This is a genomic window from Novosphingobium sp. Fuku2-ISO-50 (genome assembly GCF_001519055.1).
Lineage (GTDB): Bacteria > Pseudomonadota > Alphaproteobacteria > Sphingomonadales > Sphingomonadaceae > Novosphingobium.
Genome location: NZ_KQ954285.1, coordinates 463,664 through 481,992 on the forward strand (window position 1 = coordinate 463,664; position 18,329 = coordinate 481,992).

17 protein-coding genes are annotated in these 18,329 nt (G+C 65.4%); 6 read left to right on the forward strand and 11 right to left on the reverse strand.

Features of this window, described 5'->3' with window-relative positions:
- Position 1: 1 nt before the first annotated feature.
- The 3 genes from AQZ50_RS02075 to AQZ50_RS02085 form a co-directional block, all read right to left on the reverse strand.
- Entirely contained in the window at positions 2 to 1,732 is a 1,731-nt protein-coding gene (locus AQZ50_RS02075) for an ATP-binding protein (RefSeq protein ID WP_067741819.1), read from the reverse strand.
- Positions 1,733 to 1,833: 101 nt separating this feature from the next.
- Positions 1,834 to 2,568 carry a TIGR02186 family protein gene (locus tag AQZ50_RS02080; protein ID WP_067742401.1) on the reverse strand — a complete coding sequence of 245 codons (735 nt, stop codon included), beginning with the start codon at positions 2,566 to 2,568 and terminating at the stop codon, positions 1,834 to 1,836.
- Positions 2,569 to 2,600: 32 nt separating this feature from the next.
- The gene (locus AQZ50_RS02085; protein ID WP_067741821.1) at positions 2,601 to 3,515 is read right to left on the reverse strand and encodes a sulfite exporter TauE/SafE family protein; all 915 of its coding nucleotides are present in this window, start codon (positions 3,513 to 3,515) and stop codon (positions 2,601 to 2,603) included.
- Between the two features lie 220 nt (positions 3,516 to 3,735).
- On the opposite strand from AQZ50_RS02085, the gene AQZ50_RS02090 reads away from it, so the two are divergent.
- Both AQZ50_RS02090 and AQZ50_RS02095 read left to right on the forward strand, forming a co-directional pair.
- Positions 3,736 to 4,194 (forward strand): Dps family protein, encoded by a 459-nt coding sequence (locus tag AQZ50_RS02090; protein ID WP_067741824.1) that lies wholly within the window; start codon positions 3,736 to 3,738, stop codon positions 4,192 to 4,194.
- Positions 4,187 to 4,735 (forward strand): NUDIX domain-containing protein, encoded by a 549-nt coding sequence (locus AQZ50_RS02095; protein ID WP_067741827.1) that lies wholly within the window; start codon positions 4,187 to 4,189, stop codon positions 4,733 to 4,735. Before AQZ50_RS02090 ends, AQZ50_RS02095 begins: the two co-directional genes overlap by 8 nt.
- On the opposite strand, the gene dinB is transcribed toward AQZ50_RS02095, so the two are convergent.
- Positions 4,724 to 5,860 (reverse strand): DNA polymerase IV, encoded by a 1,137-nt coding sequence (gene dinB, locus AQZ50_RS02100; RefSeq protein WP_067741830.1) that lies wholly within the window; start codon positions 5,858 to 5,860, stop codon positions 4,724 to 4,726. The two genes, AQZ50_RS02095 and dinB, sit on opposite strands and share 12 nt — an antisense overlap.
- 75 nt (positions 5,861 to 5,935) lie before the next feature.
- Here dinB and AQZ50_RS02105 point away from each other — a divergent pair, with 75 nt between their 5' ends.
- Positions 5,936 to 7,222, forward strand: coding sequence for a multidrug effflux MFS transporter (locus AQZ50_RS02105; protein WP_231730064.1), 1,287 nt, complete (start codon positions 5,936 to 5,938; stop codon positions 7,220 to 7,222).
- Between the two features lie 5 nt (positions 7,223 to 7,227).
- On the opposite strand, the gene AQZ50_RS02110 is transcribed toward AQZ50_RS02105, so the two are convergent.
- The 3 genes from AQZ50_RS02110 to apaG all read right to left on the reverse strand — a co-directional run bounded on the left by AQZ50_RS02110 (position 7,228) and on the right by apaG (position 10,614).
- A complete protein-coding gene (locus AQZ50_RS02110) occupies positions 7,228 to 9,210 on the reverse strand; it encodes a putative bifunctional diguanylate cyclase/phosphodiesterase (protein ID WP_067742404.1) in 1,983 nt (660 codons plus the stop codon).
- Positions 9,211 to 9,296: 86 nt separating this feature from the next.
- Positions 9,297 to 10,136, reverse strand: coding sequence for a LysR family transcriptional regulator (locus AQZ50_RS02115; RefSeq protein ID WP_067741836.1), 840 nt, complete (start codon positions 10,134 to 10,136; stop codon positions 9,297 to 9,299).
- 79 nt (positions 10,137 to 10,215) lie between these two features.
- On the reverse strand, positions 10,216 to 10,614 hold the full coding sequence (gene apaG, locus AQZ50_RS02120; protein WP_067741840.1) for a Co2+/Mg2+ efflux protein ApaG: 399 nt from the start codon (positions 10,612 to 10,614) through the stop codon (positions 10,216 to 10,218).
- Between the two features lie 118 nt (positions 10,615 to 10,732).
- Here apaG and AQZ50_RS02125 point away from each other — a divergent pair, with 118 nt between their 5' ends.
- The 3 genes from AQZ50_RS02125 (at position 10,733) to AQZ50_RS02135 (ending at position 13,629) form a co-directional block, all read left to right on the forward strand.
- Positions 10,733 to 11,347: a DNA repair protein RecO gene (locus AQZ50_RS02125; protein WP_067741843.1), complete on the forward strand. Its 615-nt coding sequence runs from the start codon at positions 10,733 to 10,735 to the stop codon at positions 11,345 to 11,347.
- An 84-nt stretch (positions 11,348 to 11,431) separates the two neighbouring features.
- Positions 11,432 to 12,487: a 3-isopropylmalate dehydrogenase gene (gene leuB / locus AQZ50_RS02130; protein WP_067741846.1), complete on the forward strand. Its 1,056-nt coding sequence runs from the start codon at positions 11,432 to 11,434 to the stop codon at positions 12,485 to 12,487.
- An 11-nt stretch (positions 12,488 to 12,498) separates the two neighbouring features.
- Positions 12,499 to 13,629: a glycosyltransferase gene (locus AQZ50_RS02135; RefSeq protein ID WP_067741849.1), complete on the forward strand. Its 1,131-nt coding sequence runs from the start codon at positions 12,499 to 12,501 to the stop codon at positions 13,627 to 13,629.
- Positions 13,630 to 13,710: 81 nt separating this feature from the next.
- On the opposite strand, the gene AQZ50_RS02140 is transcribed toward AQZ50_RS02135, so the two are convergent.
- The 4 genes from AQZ50_RS02140 to AQZ50_RS02155 all read right to left on the reverse strand — a co-directional run bounded on the left by AQZ50_RS02140 (position 13,711) and on the right by AQZ50_RS02155 (position 18,321).
- Positions 13,711 to 14,775, reverse strand: coding sequence for a zinc-dependent alcohol dehydrogenase family protein (locus AQZ50_RS02140; RefSeq protein ID WP_231730065.1), 1,065 nt, complete (start codon positions 14,773 to 14,775; stop codon positions 13,711 to 13,713).
- Between the two features lie 138 nt (positions 14,776 to 14,913).
- On the reverse strand, positions 14,914 to 16,548 hold the full coding sequence (locus AQZ50_RS02145; protein ID WP_082703374.1) for a SulP family inorganic anion transporter: 1,635 nt from the start codon (positions 16,546 to 16,548) through the stop codon (positions 14,914 to 14,916).
- Positions 16,548 to 16,865: a helix-turn-helix domain-containing protein gene (locus tag AQZ50_RS02150; RefSeq protein WP_067741855.1), complete on the reverse strand. Its 318-nt coding sequence runs from the start codon at positions 16,863 to 16,865 to the stop codon at positions 16,548 to 16,550. The genes AQZ50_RS02145 and AQZ50_RS02150 overlap by 1 nt, the downstream gene beginning before the upstream one ends.
- Positions 16,866 to 16,923: 58 nt before the next feature.
- Positions 16,924 to 18,321, reverse strand: a complete 1,398-nt coding sequence (locus AQZ50_RS02155) for a phospholipid carrier-dependent glycosyltransferase (RefSeq protein ID WP_067741858.1) — start codon at positions 18,319 to 18,321, stop codon at positions 16,924 to 16,926.
- Positions 18,322 to 18,329: the final 8 nt, after the last annotated feature.

An 18,329-nucleotide genomic window follows, 5' to 3' on the forward strand; every position in this document is an offset into this window, starting at 1 on the left:
CTCAGCGGCTTTGCGCGCGCCAGCGCTGGGTGGTGCGATCGATCATCGCGTCCTCGCCGCCGCTCTTGCTCCATTGCAGGGCAAACGACGGGTCGGCTGACGCCGGACGCAAGGCTTCATCGAGATCGTCGAACGACACGCGCATCGGAATCGACACGCCTTCGCCGCAGACGATGCATTCACGGTTTCTGAGCGCGGGAATCGCGTCCATGAAGCCGCGCGCCCCTTCGGGCATCGCCGCGCGGACATGCGCCTGGTCGCGTTCGTTGTTGAGCCGCATGGCGATGATCGTGCCACATTGCGACAGCACGCCTTCGGCAAGGTCGGACGGGCGCTGCGTAATCAGCCCCAGGCTGACGCCGTATTTGCGCCCTTCCTTGGCGATGCGCGACAGGACGCGCGCCACCGACGATCCATCGGCATTGCGCTCGGCGGGCACATAGCGGTGCGCTTCTTCGCACACGAGCAGGATCGGGCGGGTTTCTTCATCGCGCGCCCAGACGGCAAAGTCGAACACCAGCCGCGACAGCACCGCGACCACGGTCTGGGTGATTTCGGACGGCACGCCCGACACGTCGATGATCGAGATCGGCTTGCCGTTGGCAGGCAGGCGAAACACCTGCGCAATGAAATCGGTCATGCAATCGCCGACCAGCATGCCGGAAAACATGAACTGATAGCGGGCATCGCCGCGGATTTCCTCGATCTTGCTCCTGATCCGCTGATAGGGGATCGAGCCGGTGCCCTTGTCGAGCTTGCCCATCTCGTTCTGCAGGATGTTGACGAGATCGGACAACAGATAGGGGATCGGCGAATCGACGGTAATCTTGCCGATCGCGGTGGCCAGCCGGTTTTTCGACCGCGCCTGCTGCAGACAACGCGCCAGGATGTCGGCATCGACCACCCGGTCTGACCCGCTCGAAGTCAGAAACACTTCGCAGTGTTCCTCGAAATTCATCAGCCAATAGGGCATCTGCAGGTTCGACACGTCGAGCAGATGGCCGCGATCGCGAAACGCCGAGATATATTCGCCGTGCGGGTCGATCATCACGATATGGCCTTCGGGGGCCAGTTCGCAAATACGATGGAGAATCAACGAGGCGGACGTCGACTTGCCGGTGCCGGTCGAGCCGAGCAGCGCGAAATGCTTGCCAAGGAAGCTGTCGATATAGATCCCGGCGCGAATGTCGCGCGTGGGATGAACCGTACCGATGCCGATATTGGCGCGTCCGTCGCTGGCATAGATCTGGCGAAGGTCGGCGCGCGTGGCGACATGGGCCAGCGCGCCCGGCATGGGATAGCGCGTAACCCCGCGCCGAAATCCGAAAATGTTGCCGGTCAGCCGCTCGGTATCGCCTTCGCCCATGAAATCGACTTCGGCGACGACGCCGCCATGGTCTTCGCTGGCATAGGCCTGGCGCAACGTGCGCACCACGCCCAGCAGCCAGGTGTTGCCGACGCGAATCTTGATCTGGCTGCTGACTTGTCCGGACATGGCGATCGACGGATCGGCATCGCTCAGACACTCGTTCAGCCGGTCGGGATCGAACACCACGATGCAGGTGCCGCCCGCCACATCGCGCACCACACCGATCGGTCGATGGACATTGTCCATAGTCGCGGCAGGAGCGGCACTGGGCATCGGCGGCATGGTTCCCGGCTGTGGCGAGCCTGCATCGGCAGAGGCTGTCCGCGCGGCCTCGAATGCGGCGTGACTGCTCATTTCCGACATCGCAAGCTTCCCCCGACGGCACCCATGCCGACTATCAGGGCCTAGGCCGAAAGCAGTTAACACGTGGCTAACACCCGCTCGATCAAGCGTTTGCCGCAGGCCTATACGCGTGCGAAAAGGCGCCCCGCGATCCAGCCCATGGCGATCGACAAGGCCACCGCGCACAGCCCGTAGGCGAGCCCGGCGTGTTCCGCCCGATCGGCGATGAACCGCGCAAACCCTTGCTTGTCGACGCGGATCCGGGTCAGGCCCGAAGCGAGTACGCGCCCCTTGCTGATGGCAAAGGTCTCGGCTGTATAATCGCCGATCGGCACACTCGACGGCAGCGTGATCCGCGCCTGATAGAGCACCTGATGGCTGATGCTGACGGCGCGCGGGTCTTCATGATAGAGGCCCATGCGCTGCATGTGATCGACGAGCCCCCGGGCAAAACGCTGCTGCCGCGCCGGATCGATCGATCCGATCGGCGAAAGCTGCAACCAGTCGAGCCCGAGTTCGTAGATCGCCGCCGTACGCGAATCGACGATCCCGGCCACCGGCCGCGACGAGGCCACCGCATAGAACCCCGGAGCCGAGCGAAAGCTGCTGCTTGCCGCGTTGATCCACATTCCCGCCACCTGACGCTTTTCGCGCACCACCACCGCGCGCGGCGGGCCTTCGACAACCACGACCACGTCGTAATCGCCCGCCACCGGCTGGCCTTCTGGCGTCAGGATCGCGCCATAGAGCAGCAAGTCTGCGCCGGTAAAACCCTGTTCGACGCGGATTTCGTGCTGCGACACTTCGGGCACCAGTACCAGCGGGCCCGCCTTTTCGGGATGCGCCGCCCCCAGCATCAACGCGGCAGGAAGCAGCGCCGCCCTACGGATCACAGCGAAACCACGGTGAAGATCTCATCGGGCCGCCAGCCGAGCCCCAGCGCCATGCGCAGCGCCACCCCCAGCACGATCAGCGCCAGCACCAGACGCAGCACATCGGGCTTCGCCTTTTGCGCCAGCCCGGCGCCCAATTGCGCGCCCAGCACCGAGCCCACCAGCAACAGCGAGGCCAGCACCAGATCGACCGCGCGCGTCGTCAGCGCGTGCATCATCGTCGTCGCCATCGTCACGAACAGGATCTGGAACAGCGACGTGCCAACCACGACATTGACACCCATGCCCAGGATATACAGCATCGCCGGGACTAGGATAAAGCCGCCGCCGATCCCCATCAGCATCGTCAATATACCCGTAAACATGCCGAGCAGGAGCGGCGCCAGCGGCGAGATATAAAGACCCGAACGATAGAACCGCCAGCGCAGCGGCAGGCTGGCGACGAGCGGATGGTGCCGCCGTCGCCGCGCCGGCTGCGCCCGCCCGGTGCGCCGCGCGCGAACCGCGCCGATCGATTCGACCGCCATCAACGATCCGATCGAGCCGAGCATGATCACATAGAGCAGATTGATCGCGGTATCGATCTGGCCCAGCGCCTGCAACAGGCGGAACAGCAAGGCGCCAAGCCCCGTGCCGATCACCCCGCCCACCACCAGCACCGCGCCGATATGATAGTCGATTCCGCCGCGCCGCGCATGGGCCAGCGCGCCCGACACGCTCGCCCCGGTCACCTGGCTGGCGGCCGAAGCTGCCGCAACCGTCGGCGGCACGCCATAGAAAATCAGCAAAGGCGTGGTCAAAAAGCCGCCGCCGACGCCAAACATGCCCGACAGCACACCGGTCAGCGCGCCAAGGCCAACGATGACGAAGCCGTTGACGGCCAGATTGGCGATGGGAAGATAGACATCCATCCTGACGCGCAACCTAGCCGAACGCGGACGGCTTGGGAATCATGGGGCGGGATTAAGTCTGGTGATTTCGCCCGGCGGCTCGCAAGGACCGGGCGCCCGCCTTGTTCAGAAGCGCGAGAGTAATCGTTTTTTTCGATAATTGCAGCGAATCTTATTCACTAACCACCGCCCCGACAGCAGTGCTAAACCGGCTCGGCCAGCCAGCGAAAGGAAATGCACCATGCCCGGTGACAATGCGAAAAAGGCCCTGATCGACAGCCTCAACGGCCTGCTTGCCGATCTGTTTGCGCTTTACCTCAAGACCAAGAATTTCCACTGGCACGTCGCCGGGCCGCAGTTCCGCGATTTGCACCTGCTGTTCGACGAACATGCAACCGAACTGTTTGCGCTGACCGACATCGTCGCCGAACGCGTGCGCAAGAACGGCGGCACGACGCTGACCTCGATCGGCGCGATTGCGGCAAAATCCACGATTGCCGACGACGATCGCGACGGACTTGCCGCGCTGGACATGGTTCGCGTGCTGCGGGACGACAATATGACGCTGATCGGACGCATCCGCGCGGCCAAGGCGGCGGCAAGCGATGCCGGGGACAATGCCACCGACGGCGCCTCGGACGACTGGACCGATCAGGCTGAACAGCGGGTATGGTTCCTTACCCAGGTGCTTGGTGGCTGAACCATCGGCCAAGCCCGCGCGCGCGCATCTGGCAGACCGGGTCGTCGCGCGCCTGCCCGCCGGGCTGCACCGCTGGTTGCTGCGCAGACTGCAACCCTGGCGGCTGCGGCTATGGGGCCTGTTGCGGCGCGAAGTCGAAGGCATCATGGTGCTCGGCTTTGCCGACGACGGGCGACTGCTGCTCGTGCGCCATTCGTATCACTTGCCCGATCAATGGCTTGTGCCCGGCGGCGGACGCGCGCCGGGCGAAGACGCGATCCGCGCCGCCGCGCGCGAAATGGCCGAAGAGGCCGGCTGCACGCTGACCGAGGCGGTCTGGCTGGGGCAAGTCCGGCGCTCGATGCCGCAAGGCTGGACCAACCGCATCGAGATCGTCACCGGCCGGATCAGCGGCACCCCGCGCGCCGATGGCCGCGAGATCGTCGAAGTCGCGCTTCACGCGCCCGCCGCGCTGCCCCCGGAAACCAACAGTGCCGTGCACGAATTCCTCGCCCTTTGGCATGCATCGCAAGCCTCGTCGGCGAATCCCTCAAAAGGGTAGGCTTCCCTGACCTTCTGGCGCGGATGCGATTGCCGGATCGCCCCCACCGTCAAGCGCGGACAGCGTCATGCCCATCAGCCTGACCGGCTGGCGCAGCGGCAGAAGCGCATCGAGCAGTTCGCGCCCGAGGTCCGCAAATTCCTGTTCCCCCGCGACGGCCCGGTGGAGCGAGCGCGCACGCGTCAGGGTCTGGAAATCGGCGGTGCGCAGCTTGAGCGTGACAGTCCGCCCGCGCACCCCGGCCTTTTCAACGCGCGCCCAGACGATGCCCACAATATCGGCCAGCGCCTCGCGCAGCGCCGGGCCCGAACCGATGTCATGGGCAAATGTGCGCTCACCGCCGACCGATTTGCGCGGGCGGTCGGGCTCGACGGCGCGCAAGTCAATCCCCCGCGCGGCGCGATAGAGATAATCCGCCTGCGATCCGAAATGCCGGCGCAAAATATCGAGCGGAATGGCGCGCAGATCGGCCCCGGTCTGCACCCCCAGCGCCGCCATGCGCTCGACCCCGCGCGGGCCGACCCCGTGAAAACGCTTCACCGGCAATCGCTCGACAAACGCCGCGCCGTCGCCCGGCCGGATCACGCAGATCCCGTCGGGCTTGTTCTGGTCCGAAGCGAGCTTGGCGAGGAACTTGTTGTACGAAACCCCCGCGCTCGCGGTCAGGCCGGTATCGGCGCGGATCCGCCCGCGAATCAATTCGGCAATGCGCGTCGCCGAGCCGATCCCGCGCTGATCGGCCGTCACGTCAAGATAGGCCTCGTCGAGCGACAGCGGCTCGATCAACGCGGTATAGTCCCGAAACACGGCGTGAATCTGCCGACTGACGGCGCGATAGACGTCAAACCGCGGCGGCACGAAGACGAGATCGGGGCACTGCCGCGCCGCCCGTGTCGAGGGCATCGCCGAGCGCACGCCAAAGGCACGCGCTTCGTAGCTCGCCGCGGCCACCACCCCGCGCGCCGCCGCCCCGCCGACCGCGACCGGGCGACCGCGCAGCGCGGGATTGTCGCGCTGTTCGACGCTGGCATAAAAGGCATCCATGTCGATATGGATGATCTTTCTGAAACCGGCCCCGGCAAAGTCCGATGCGGCCTCGCTGGCAGATTCGGCAGGGTGCTCCATCGGCCGGACCCTAGCCGATCGAGCGCGGACAGATAAGTGTGGGATAGCGGGTGGCTCCTGCCTATAGGCAGCGTCATGCCCCCCGAAAACCGTTTTCGCCGCACGCCGGACCTGCCCCCGCCGATAATGCCGATCGGCACTGTCGAATTCGTCGCGATGATGGCCGCGACGATGGCGCTGCAGGCGCTGGCAGTCGATGCCATGCTGCCCGCGCTGGGCCTGATCGCGCACGATCTCGGGGTATCCAATCCCAATCATCGGCAATTGGTGATCGGCGTGTTCCTCGTCGCGGCGGGCATCGGCTCGCTGCTGCCGGGGCCGATGTCCGATCGCTATGGCCGACGGCGCGTGCTGCTGGTGTGCTTTGCCGGTTATGTCGTGCTGGCGCTGGGGTGCGCCCTGGCGCCGGGGTTCAACACGCTGATCGCCATGCGCGTCCTGCAGGCGCTGGCCAGCGCCGGGCTGACCGTACTGCCCTCGGCGATCATCCGCGATCGTCATTCCGGCGATGCCATGGCGCGGATGCTGTCGACGGTAACCATGGTGTTCATGGTCGCGCCGATGGTCGCGCCGACGCTGGGGCAGGCTGTGCTGCTCTTTGCGGGCTGGCGCGCGATCTTTGCGCTGCTGGCGATCATGGCGTCGTTGATCGGCGGCTGGATCGCCTGGCGCCTGCCCGAAACGATGGCGGTCAAGCATCGTCAGGTGATCCATCCCGGGCGAATCGGGCGCAACATGATCCTGGCTGCGACCGATCGCCGCTCTGTCGGCTATGTCCTTGGCGGATCGCTGACGTTTGGCGCCATGCTCGGCTATATCAACAGTTCGGAACAGCTCGTTGCCGAACATTTCGGCGCCGGGGCGATGTTTCCGCTCCTGTTTGGCGGGACCGCGATCATGATGGGCTGCGCCAATTTCCTGAATTCGCGAATCGTCACCCGGTTTGGCGCGCGGCGAGTCTCGCACAGCGCGCTGCTGCTGTTTCTGGCGTTCAGTCTGGTGCAGATTTTCCAGGCCCGCTCGCCACACGAAACGCTGTGGCAGTTCATGCCGGTTCTCGCGTTCAACGTCTGCATGCTCGCGTTCATCGGTGCCAATTTCAGCTCGATCGCGCTGCACCCATTTGCGCGCATTGCCGGCGCTGCCAGCTCGGTTCAGGCGTTTCTGCGCATGCTGATCGCGGCGAGCCTGGGGATCCTGATCGGACAGGCCTATAACGGCACCGCGCTGCCGCTGGCGGTCTCGTTCCTGGCGTGCGGTTTCGGCGCGCTGTTGCTGGTGCTGTTCAGCGAACGCGGTCGCCTGTTCGCCCCGCGCGACACCGTCGCCATGCACGGCCCGGTCCACGGCGAACAGCATTAGTTTATTCAGGCAACCGCGCGCTTCAATCCGGCCAGGACCGCCGCCGCGCTGTCGGGCGTACCGAAAAAGAAGCCCTGCATGCGGGTGATGCCGAGCGCGCGCGCCGCTTCGGCCTGGGCCGCCGTCTCGATTCCCTTGATCGTGCAATCGAGCCCCAATTGCCAGCTCAGCGCCACGATCATCCCCGCCACGGCGCGCGCGCCGGGATCGCCGGGCAGCGCTTGGGCCAACGCACCGTGCAGCTTGATCAGATCGAGCGGCAAATCGCGCAACTGCGACAGGCTTGACCAGCCCGCGCCGAAATCATCGAGCGCAATGCGAAAGCCCTGCGCGCGCAAGGCTTCGAGCTGACGCGTGGCGCGGCGCGGATCGTCGAGCAAGGCCCGCTCGGTCACTTCGAGAATCAGATCCGCCGGACTCCCCCCTGCCGCTGCGGCGATGTCCGCCAGCGCCTCTGCGATTCCGTCGCGCACGACATCGCGCGCACTCAGATTGATCGACAGCGCAATGGCGTTGCCCCCGGGCAGGCATTCCTGCAACGCCTGCGTCAGCACGATCCGCGTCACTTCGCCCATCCGCCCGGTGGCATGGGCCATGGCCATGAACATCGCCGGCGGTTGCCAGGTCCGCCCGTCGGGCGACCAGCGAGCAAACGCCTCGAGAGCGACGATACGCCCGTCGCGCGTATCGATGACCGGCTGATAGACCAGCCGCAAGCGTTCCTCGAGCACGCTGTCATGAAATTGCCGGGTGATCAGCGCGCGCTGGCGGTGTACGGCCTCGTCCTCTTGCCCAAACACCACGACCGACCCGTCGCCCTGTTGCTTGGCTTTGTACAAGGCGGCATCGGCCCGTTCGAGACAGGCGCCGGCTTCTGCCTGACTACAGTCCGTACCGAGCGTTTCCGCCTGGTGCATGTCGGTCTGGCCCAACCGATAGACCCCGATCGAGCACAGCACGCGCAGTTGCGTGCCATTGAACGGAATCGGTCGGCTGACGGCGGTCGACAGCCGTCGACACGTCGCGCGCACCTCGTTCTTGTCAAACGCGCCATCGAACAGGATGGCAAATTCGTCGCCCCCCAACCGTCCGTGCGCGAGGACGCCAGCCTGCGCGCCGATCCGTTCGGCCACCATGCGCAGCACGGCATCGCCTGCGGCATGGCCATACGTATCGTTGACATGCTTGAACCCGTCGAGATCGACGAGCGCCAGCCACGGGTACGCGCCGGTCGCATGCTCCAGATCGTGACGCAGCCGTTGCAGGATGGCCCGGCGGTTAAGCCCCCCCGTCAGATCGTCGATCGTCGCACGGCGATAATTGTCATGCGATTCGCGCGCGGTCTGCGCCAGTCGGCGCGCCAGCCGCTGGGCGGTCAGCTCGCGCCGCACGAATTCGCGGTGATTGGTGAAAATCGCGATCATCATCGTCGCGATCAACACCATCTGCACCAGCGCCAATTGCGCGGCATCGCGGTCGTGCGCGGCAAGCAGTACCCCCGCCGCCGGAATCGAAAAGGCCAGCGCAATGTTCAATGCCGTGCGCGGCGCCTGCGCCAGCGCGACGATCGCGGCAAATGCCGTCACCGCCAGCACATAATGGACCAGCATGCGTTGCTCGACCGACCCGTAGGCAGACAGTGCCACCGTCCAGAGCATGAAGGCAAGGCCGAACAGCCCGCCCACCGTTCTCATCCGGGCAAGCGTCCGGCGCTTGTCCTCGAGCGAGAGCGCGGCGATTCGCTGCGGCAGCCAGGTCCGCCCGCGCACACCGGCGACCAGCGCCAGCCCGATTCCGATCGCCTGAACCGCTGGCGGAGCCGCTGTGTGAAAGCTGACATCGAGCAGCACGACATCAAACAGGATAACGAGGTAAAGCACCGGCACGCGCCGCGCGATGCTGCTGACATAGGCCTCGACAAATGCGGCAGACGTGCGTTCGCGCAGGGCACGACGCAACCGCCGCCACTGGCGATCGATCCGTGCCATTTGCAACGCAGTGCTGCCGCTCAACAAGCCCATTACATCGGCATAGGCGGACCGGGTTAAAGCGGGGTCAACGCGCCATAGCTGCCCTAATCGCCAATCGGGTCCGCAGCCTGTTGCAACGCAGCGACAAGCGCCTTGACTTTCTTTTGCCGCCACTGCGGCACCGGCGCGACCAGCCAATAACCGCGTCGCCCCGGCTCGGGCTCGCCCAGGGCGCGCACCCGACCGGCGGCCACCGCCGCCTCGCCGAGAAGACGCGGCACCCGCACGCGGCCCAGTCCGGCAGCAGCGGCGCTGATCGCGGTACCGGCATCGCCCACCGAAATATGCACCTCGCGCGCGCTTTCGCCGTGCGCATCGACTTCGCCAGCAGGGTCGCCGGGCCAGGCGATCCACGGCGCGCTGTCCGCGACATCGGGGCCCACCACGACCAACGTGCCTTCTGGGCCCAGCGGAATTCCCTCAAGATCGCCCGGCCCGTCGCACCAGCGCACCGCAAGGTCGAGATTGGCCTCGGCAAAATCGGTCTCGCCATCGCTGCCGATCAACGCAAAGCGCAGATGCGGGCTGTCATTGCGAAACGCGGCCAACCGTGCCGACAGCCAAGCGGCAAAGAAATCGCGGGGGCAGGCAATCGTATAGACATGGCTCGACTGGCCGGCCTGAATCGCCTGCACACCTTCTTCAAAGTGAAGGAAGCCTTCGCGGATCGCATCGAGCCCCGCCGCCGCTTCGTCGGTCAGTTCCAGCCCCTTGGACGTGCGGCGAAACAGGATCACGCCGAGCAGGTCTTCCAGCGCGCGAATCTGTTGCCCCACCGCCGCCGGCGTCACCGCCAGTTCGTCGGCGGCACGGGTGAACGACAAGTGGCGCGCCGCGGCATCGAGCACGCGCAAGCCATTGAGGGGGAGATGGGTCCGTTTCATCCCCGCCTCCTTCACGCCGCACGGGCGGTTTTGTCAATTGGCGAGCTGGCGGCGGGCTGGATCGAAGCGCGCGCGCCGGTCACCCCGCAGGAGCGGAAGCTGCCAGCGGAAAGAAGGGAATCGCCACTTCAAAGTGAGACCCGTCGCCGCGTCGCATGGTGTAGTGCCCTTCCATGCTGCCATGCGGCGTGCCGAGCGGGCAGCCCGAGACATAGTCATGGCTCTGCCCGGGGGCCAGAAACGGCTGTTCGCCGACAACGCCTTCGCCGTCGACATAATTGACCACACCGCGCCCGTCGGTGATCCGCCAATGCCGGGTCAGCAATTGAATCTCTTCGTCCGAATCGTTCTCGATGCGGATGTGATAGACCCAGAACCACTTCCCCGCGTCGACCCGCGACTGTTCGGGCAGAAAATTGACCGCGACACGCACGGTCACGCCATCCGTCATCGCGGCATGCTGAAAAAGCTGCTTCATGGGTAAAGGCTAACGCACATCGTCGCGCGTTCCAACGCTCTTTTGGCCCAACCTCCGATCAGCACGGCAAATAAATACCGCGCTTTCCCCGTACCGCCCCGGCGGTTATGGTATCGCGATGCTGATCCGTGCCGATGCCCTGCTTTGTGCTGCGCGCCCGCATGGCGAACATGGCGCGGTGATCCGCGTGCTGACCGCCGAACACGGCCTCGTCGCCGCCTATGTTTCCGGCGCACGCGGGCGGGAACTGCGCCCCGTGCTGATCCCGGGCAATACGCTGGCGATCGAACTGCGCGCGCGCGGCAACAGCCAGTTGCAGGCGGCAAGGGTTGAACTGGTCGCCAGCCGCGCGCCCTGGCTGGGCGAACCGCTGCCCGCCGCCGGAATCGGCTGGACCACCGCGCTGGCCGCCGCGACGCTGCCCGAAAGCCATCCCTACCCGGCCATCCACGCCGCGCTCGGCGCCGCGCTCGATGCGATCTGCCATGCCCCGTCGGCGCGCGGCTGGGCGCGGGTGCTTGCCGGATATGAAGCGCTGCTCTTGCGCGAGGTCGGCTATGGCACCGCGCCGATGCCGCCGGCCGAAGAAAGCTGGCCCGACCTGCTCGCCCGGCTCGACCGTCAGGGCACCACGATCGGCGCCCGCCTGTTGACCAGCCGCGCGCAGCATCAGGTCATGGCCGCGCGCGCGCAATTGATCGACCGACTGCACCGAATCGACGCAAGCCGATAGCCAAAGGCTTTCATTGACCCCGCCCCGGACCCAAGGCAAAGGGATCGCTTTGGCGGTTCGTACCGCGAGACGATCGAGGATCTGATGAAAATTGCGGTGTTGCCGGGCGACGGAATCGGCCCGGAAGTAACGCACGAAGCCGTGCGCGTGATCGAAGCCCTGGATCTCGGCATTGCTCTGGCCGAAGCTCCGGTCGGCGGCGCGGCCTACAAGGCATCGGGCCATCCCCTGCCGCCGGAAACGCTGGCGCTGGCGCAAGCTTCCGACGCGATCCTGTTTGGCGCGGTGGGCGATCCCTCGTGCGATGCGCTCGAACGGCATTTGCGCCCCGAACAGGCGATTCTCGGCCTGCGCAAGGCCCTGACGCTGTTTGCCAACTTGCGCCCGGCGCGGGTTTTCACAGGTCTCGAAGACCATTCCGCGCTGCGCCCCGAAATCGCCCGCCAGATCGACCTCGTCATCGTGCGCGAACTCAACGGCGATGTCTATTTCGGCGAAAAGGGCTTTCGCACCAATGCCGCGGGCGAGCGCGAAGGCTATGACGTGATGAGCTACAGCACGTCCGAAGTGCAGCGCATCGCGCATGTCGCGTTCCGCACCGCGATGGGCCGCAAGCGCCGGCTCTGCTCGGTGGACAAGGCCAATGTGCTCGAAACCTCGCAATTGTGGCGCGACACGGTGATCGACGTGGCGCGCGAATACCCCGAAGTCACGCTCGAACACATGTATGTCGACAACGCCGCCATGCAGCTCGTGCGCAATCCGGGTCATTTCGACGTGGTGCTGACCGGCAATCTGTTTGGCGACATCCTGTCGGATCAGGCGAGCATGTGCGTCGGCTCGATCGGGCTGCTCGCGTCGGCCTCGCTCGGCGAGCGGCAGACCGATTACGGCACATTCGGCCTTTACGAGCCGATCCACGGCTCCGCGCCCGACATCGCGGGCAAGGGCCTGGCCAACCCGATGGCGACGATCCTGTCGGCGGCCATGCTGTTGCGTCATTCGCTGGGTCTGGCCGATGCGGCAGACCGGATCGAGGCCGCAGTGGCCTCTGCGCTCAATGACGGTGTCCTCGGACGGGACCTTGGCGGATCAAGCGGCACTGCGGAAATTGGTGACGCCGTGCTCGCAAGGTTGTAAGCGGCCGGGCAATGCTACAACTTTCTGTCATTCTGCCCACCTATAACGAACGCGCGAACATCGCGCGCATGGTCGAGCGTCTCGACGCGGCGCTGCAAGGCTATGCCTGGGAAGCGATCTTCGTCGACGACAACAGCCCCGACGGCACGGCCGACGTGGCGCGGACGATTGCGCGCGAAGATCCGCGTATCCGCGTGATCGAACGAATCGGTCGTCGCGGGCTCGCGTCCGCCGCGATCGAAGGGATGTGCGCCAGCGCCGCGCCGATCGTCGCGGTGATGGACGCCGATGGTCAGCACGATCCCGTGCTCTTGCCGCAGATGTATGAGGCGCTGACCAGCGGCGATTACGATGTTGCCTATGCCTCGCGCTTTGCCGAAGGTGCCAGCACCGAGGCGTGGGGCCGCCCCGACCGGGTAAAGGCCTCGGGGATCGCCAATGCCATCGCGCGCCGGGTGACCGGGGTCGATCTGTCCGACCCGATGAGCGGCTATTTCATGCTGCACGGGACGACGCTGCGCGCCGATGCCCATCGCCTGTCGGGCGTGGGGTTCAAGATCCTGCTCGATATCCTCGCCACGGTCGACAGACCGCTGCGGGTCAAGGAATTCCCTCTCAACTTCGCGGCCCGCATGGACGGCGAATCCAAACTGGACAGAACGGTCGTGTTTGAATTCCTTATCGGCCTCTATGACAAGTGGCTCGGCCGCATCATTCCCACCCGCTTTGCCCTGTTCGGCACGGTCGGCGCGCTCGGCGTGCTGGTCCAGTTTGCCGTGCTGTGGCTGGTGCTCAGCGTGATCCTGCGCGAACGTTTCGTCTATGGTCACTGGGCCGTGGGCGAAACCACGTTCACGATCGCCAACACCATCGCCGCCTTTGCCGCGATGACGTTCAACTTCGTGCTCAACAACGAACTGACATATGCCGACAAGCGGCTGCGCGGGCTGTTTCCGCTGATCAAGGGCTGGGCCAAATTCGGCCTGACCTGCTCGGCGGGCATCCTTGCCAACATCGCCAGCGCCGACGCCTTGAAGCGCATGCACGTCAACGACGTGGTCGCCGTGCTCGTCGGCATCGTCATCGCCTCGGTGTGGAACTTTGCGCTGTCGAGCAAGTTCGTCTGGGGCAAATACGGCTGATCGCACGGCCACCATCTCCGAATAGTCAAAGGGGGCCCGCGAAAGGCCCCCTTTTTCGTGGTGTGTATCGGGAGGGCCGGATCAGGCTTCGATGATGACCTTGAGCGCCTTGGTCTTGGCGGCGTTGCCAAACGTCTCATAGGCTTCGAGAATGGCGTCGAGCTTGAAGCGGTGCGTGATCAACCGCGTCGGGTCGATCTTTGCCGCCTTGACCACCTTGAGCAGCATCGGCGTGCTGGCAGTATCGACCAGCCGTGTGGTAATCGCAATGTTGCGATCCCACAGCCGTTCGAGATGCAGCGTTGCGGGCACGCCATGGACGCCGATGTTGGCGATGATGCCACCGGCAGCCACGATCTGCTCGCACAGTTCGAACGTGGCGGGAATGCCGACCGCCTCGATCGCGGTATCGGCGCCCCGCCCTTCGGTCAGCGCCATCAGTGCCTCGACCGCTTTGCCGTCGGAACTGTTGATGGTGTGCGTCGCGCCAAAGCGCCGGGCGACTTCGAGGCGGCTGTCATCGAGATCGATCATGATGATCGCAGCCGGAGAATAGAACTGCGCGGTCAGCAGCGCGGCAAGCCCGATCGGGCCCGAGCCGACAATCGCCACACTCGATCCGGGCTGCACTTTGCCGTTGAGCACACCGCATTCAAAGCCGGTGGGCAAAATGTCGCTCAGCATCACCAGCGCCTCTTCATCGGCGCCTTCGGGAATCGGGTAGAGGCTGGTATCGGCATGAGGAATGCGCACGAATTCCGCCTGTGTGCCGTCGATGGTGTTGCCCAGAATCCAGCCGCCGGTGGTGCAATGCGAAAACATGCCCTTGCGGCAAAATTCACACTTTCCGCAGGCGCTGACGCACGAGATCAAGACCCGGTCGCCGGGCTTGAAGGCGGTCACCGCAGGGCCGACGCTGTCAATCACGCCGACGCCTTCATGGCCGAGAATGCGCCCCGGCGTGCAACTCGGCAAATCGCCTTTGAGGATATGCAGGTCGGTGCCGCAAATGGTCGTCCGGGTGATCCTGACGATGGCATCGCCGGGCGCGGCGATTACCGGCATGGCGTGGTCTTCAAAGGACTTCTTGCCCGGCCCATGATAGACCAGAGCTTTCATCGTCGGCTTTGGCGTGATCGCATTCATCGCGGAAACCCTTGTGCTTACAGGCCGGACCAAAGGGCGCTCCGACCCGTCATCGGCTCGGTATGAGCCTGATCGTCGGTGACCTGAAGCATCGGAAATTACGCATTGAATTGCGGCAAATTGATGAAAGCCGCCCCATCACCTGCCCGCCCCTGCCCGCCTGATCGCCGCCGCCAGCGTGCTCACCCGCTCGGCCCCGGCAAAGCGCGGATGCGTCCGGGCGAGCATTTCCCAGACCGGGCGCGGCATATCGCACAAGATCACGCGGGCGCCGCGCTCGCGGGCAAGGCGCACCACTGTTTCGAGGACGTGAATGCCCGAGGAATCGATGAACGGCACCCGGTCCAGCCGCAGGATCACCACTTTCGGCGTGCGTCCGATGCGGCCGAGCGCTTCGAGCATCTGGCCCGCCGCGCCAAAGAACAGCGGCCCGGCGATGCGGAACACTTCGACGCCGGCGGGGAGGGCGGCGCGCTGCGTCGGGTCTTCGACGCTGTCGTCTTCGTCGAGCACCCCGGTCGCTTCGCTCATCCGCGCCATGAACAGCAGCGAGGCGAGCGTTACCCCGACGCCGATCGCCACCGTCAGGTCGACAAACACTGTCAACCCAAAGGTCAACAGCAACAGCGCGCGTTCGCCCACCGCCATGCGCAGGAGCGCGCGAAAGCGTTCGATCTCGCTCATCCCCCAGGCAACGATCAGCAGGATCGCGGCCAGCGCGGGCATCGGCACAAACGCCACCAGTCGCCCCGCCACGAGCAGGATCGCCAGCAGAAACAGCGCATGCGCCATGCCCGCCACCGGGGTCTGCGCCCCGGCGCGGATATTGGTCGCCGTGCGCGCGATCGCCCCCGTCGCGGGCAAGCCGCCAAACAGCGCCGAAGCGATATTGGCCACACCCTGCCCCACCAGTTCCTGCCCCGATCGATGGCGAAACCCGGTCATCCCATCCGCCACGACCGCCGACAGCAAGGCCTCGATCCCCGCCAGAAAGGCAATCGTGAACGCCGAAGGCAGGACATCGCGCAAGACATCAAGGCTCAGGGCGGGAACATGCGGCCCGGGCAGGCTGGTCGGCATGGCGGGAAAGCGATGCCCGACGGTTTCCACCGGCAGATGCAGCAAGGCGACCGCCGCCCCCGCCGCGACAATCGCGATCAGGTATCCCGGCAAGCGCGGATTGATCCGGCGCAAGACCAGAATCAGCCCCAGCGTGCCCGCGCCGACCGCGACCGTGGCCCATGAAACCGTGCCCATCGCTCCGATATAGGCGCTCCATTTGCCGATGAATTCCGCCGGCACCTTACCTGCCTGCAGCCCGAGAAAATCGCCCACTTCGCCCGATGCGATGATCACCGCGATCCCGGCGGTAAATCCCGTCACCACCGGCATCGGCACATAGCGCATCAAGCGCCCGACCCCGGCGTAGCCCGCCACGATCAGGATCACGCCTGCCATCAAAGTCGCCGCGAGCAGGCCGTCATAACCATGGCGCGCGATCACGCCCGCGATGACCACGACGAAGGCACCGGTCGGACCGCCCACTTGCACCCGGCTGCCGCCAAGCAGCGAAATCACGAAACCGGCAACGATCGCCGTCACCAGCCCCTTGTCGGGCGATGCGCCGCTGGCAATGCCCAGTGCCATCGACAGCGGCAGCGCGACGATCGCCACGGTCAGCCCGGCCACCAGATCGGCGCGCAGCCGCGCGGGGCCATAGCCTTCGCGCAAGGCGGTCACCAGTTTGGGCGTGAAAGCCGGAGGGATACGCATCATTCGCTCTCCTGCAATGGCGGCTGATCGAGCAAGGCCGAAGTCTGGCGCGCCGGAACCGCGCCCCCTTGCGTCTCGCGCAGGCGCACCCCGCGCCCTATGCCCGCCGAAGGGGCATGTTCGCCCAGAATCTCGATTCCCGCAGCTTCAAGCGCGCGAATCAGCTTCATCAGTTTGTCCACCGTGCCGCGCACTTCGCCGCTTGCCGCTTCCATCCGTTGAATGGTGGGCAGCGAGACCCCGGCCATTTCGGCCAACTGGCGCTGGTCAATTCCCAGCAGGGCACGCGCCGCCCGAATCTGCGCAGCGATGATCATACATACATCCTGATGTTTCAGACATCAGGAGTGATATGCGCCCGCAATGCCCCCGCCGTCAACGCCAGCTTTTCAGCCACATGTAATCGACATAGCTTTTCTTGCCGGGCAGCGGCGCGGCAGAGATGATCGGGTAAAAGCCGATGAACACGACCGCCGTCAGCGCAAGCGTGGTCTTACCCGGCCATTTGAGGCCTTTGTCCCACCATGTCCCCAGCGTCAGCGCGAGCGCCGCCATCAGGAACGTGCCCGCGAGTTCGTAGTGATAATAAAACTGCACCGGCTTGCCGTTGATCGCCCAAAAGATCAGGCTCAGCACATAGAGCACGACGATCAGCGCGGGCAGCGCCTCGCCCTTCCAGCCTTTCACGGCGCACCACGCCAGCGCAGGCAGGCCGACGAGCATCGACACCGGATTGCCCAGCATCAGGATGCCGCGTTGTTCGCCGTCGATATGTTCATAGAGAAACCAGATCGGGCGAAGGTTGAAAATCCATTGCCACCACCGGCTCATATAGCGGTGCGGCTTGACCACGCTGTCCTGCAATTGCAGCATATAGCGCTGCCAGGGGATCAGCCCGGCAAAGGTCATCGGCTGCACCTGATAGAAGAACGCGGGCGCAAACGTGGCGAGATAGGCCACCAGCGGCCACAGCCCGAGCCACAGCCCCGCCTCAACCAGCGAAACCCCGCGCACCGGCCCGGCACGGGTCGCAAACAACCACCGCCCCAGCCCCGTCACCACGGCCCCAAGGCTGCGCGGACGACGGCCCGGGATCAAACGGGGCGGGATCAGCTCGAGCGCGGCGGCGCGCTGCCAGGCGAACAACAGGCCGGGCAGAACGAGCAGCGGCGCCCCGTTCCACTTGCCCCCGAGCGACAGGCCGAAGAACAGCCCCGCGCAAATCAGATGGACCCGCCCGCCGCGCCGATCGGCCCATTGCGGCCGCGCCGACAGCGCCCATTGCCACATGCCCAGCGCCATCATCGAGGCCATCGCCATATCGAGCATGGCGATGCGCGACAGGATGAACCAGATGAAATCGGTCGCCAGCAGAAACGCAAACAGCAGCGAAACGCGCCGCGACCCCGAAGCCCACCACAGCGCGCGCGTGCCCGCGAACAGCCCGATGGTGCCCAGCACGAGATTGGGAAAGCGCCAGCCGAACGAATGATCGCCAAACAGGCGGATGCCGATCGCGATCGCTTCCTTGCCGAGCAAGGGGTGTTCGGGATTGAGCCGCCGCGTCAGTTCGATCAGCCGCCGCGCCGCCGGGACATAATGGATTTCATCGAACATCGTCTTTGACGGGATCCCCAACCGCCACAGCCCGAGCAGGAAAAACGCCGCAACGATCAGCACCGTCGCCCGCAGCGGGTCGGGCTGGCCGAAATAGGCGCGGACATGGGCGCGCAGGGCCCGCAAAGGGGCATCAAGGAAGGACGGGATCGCCATTGGCGCCC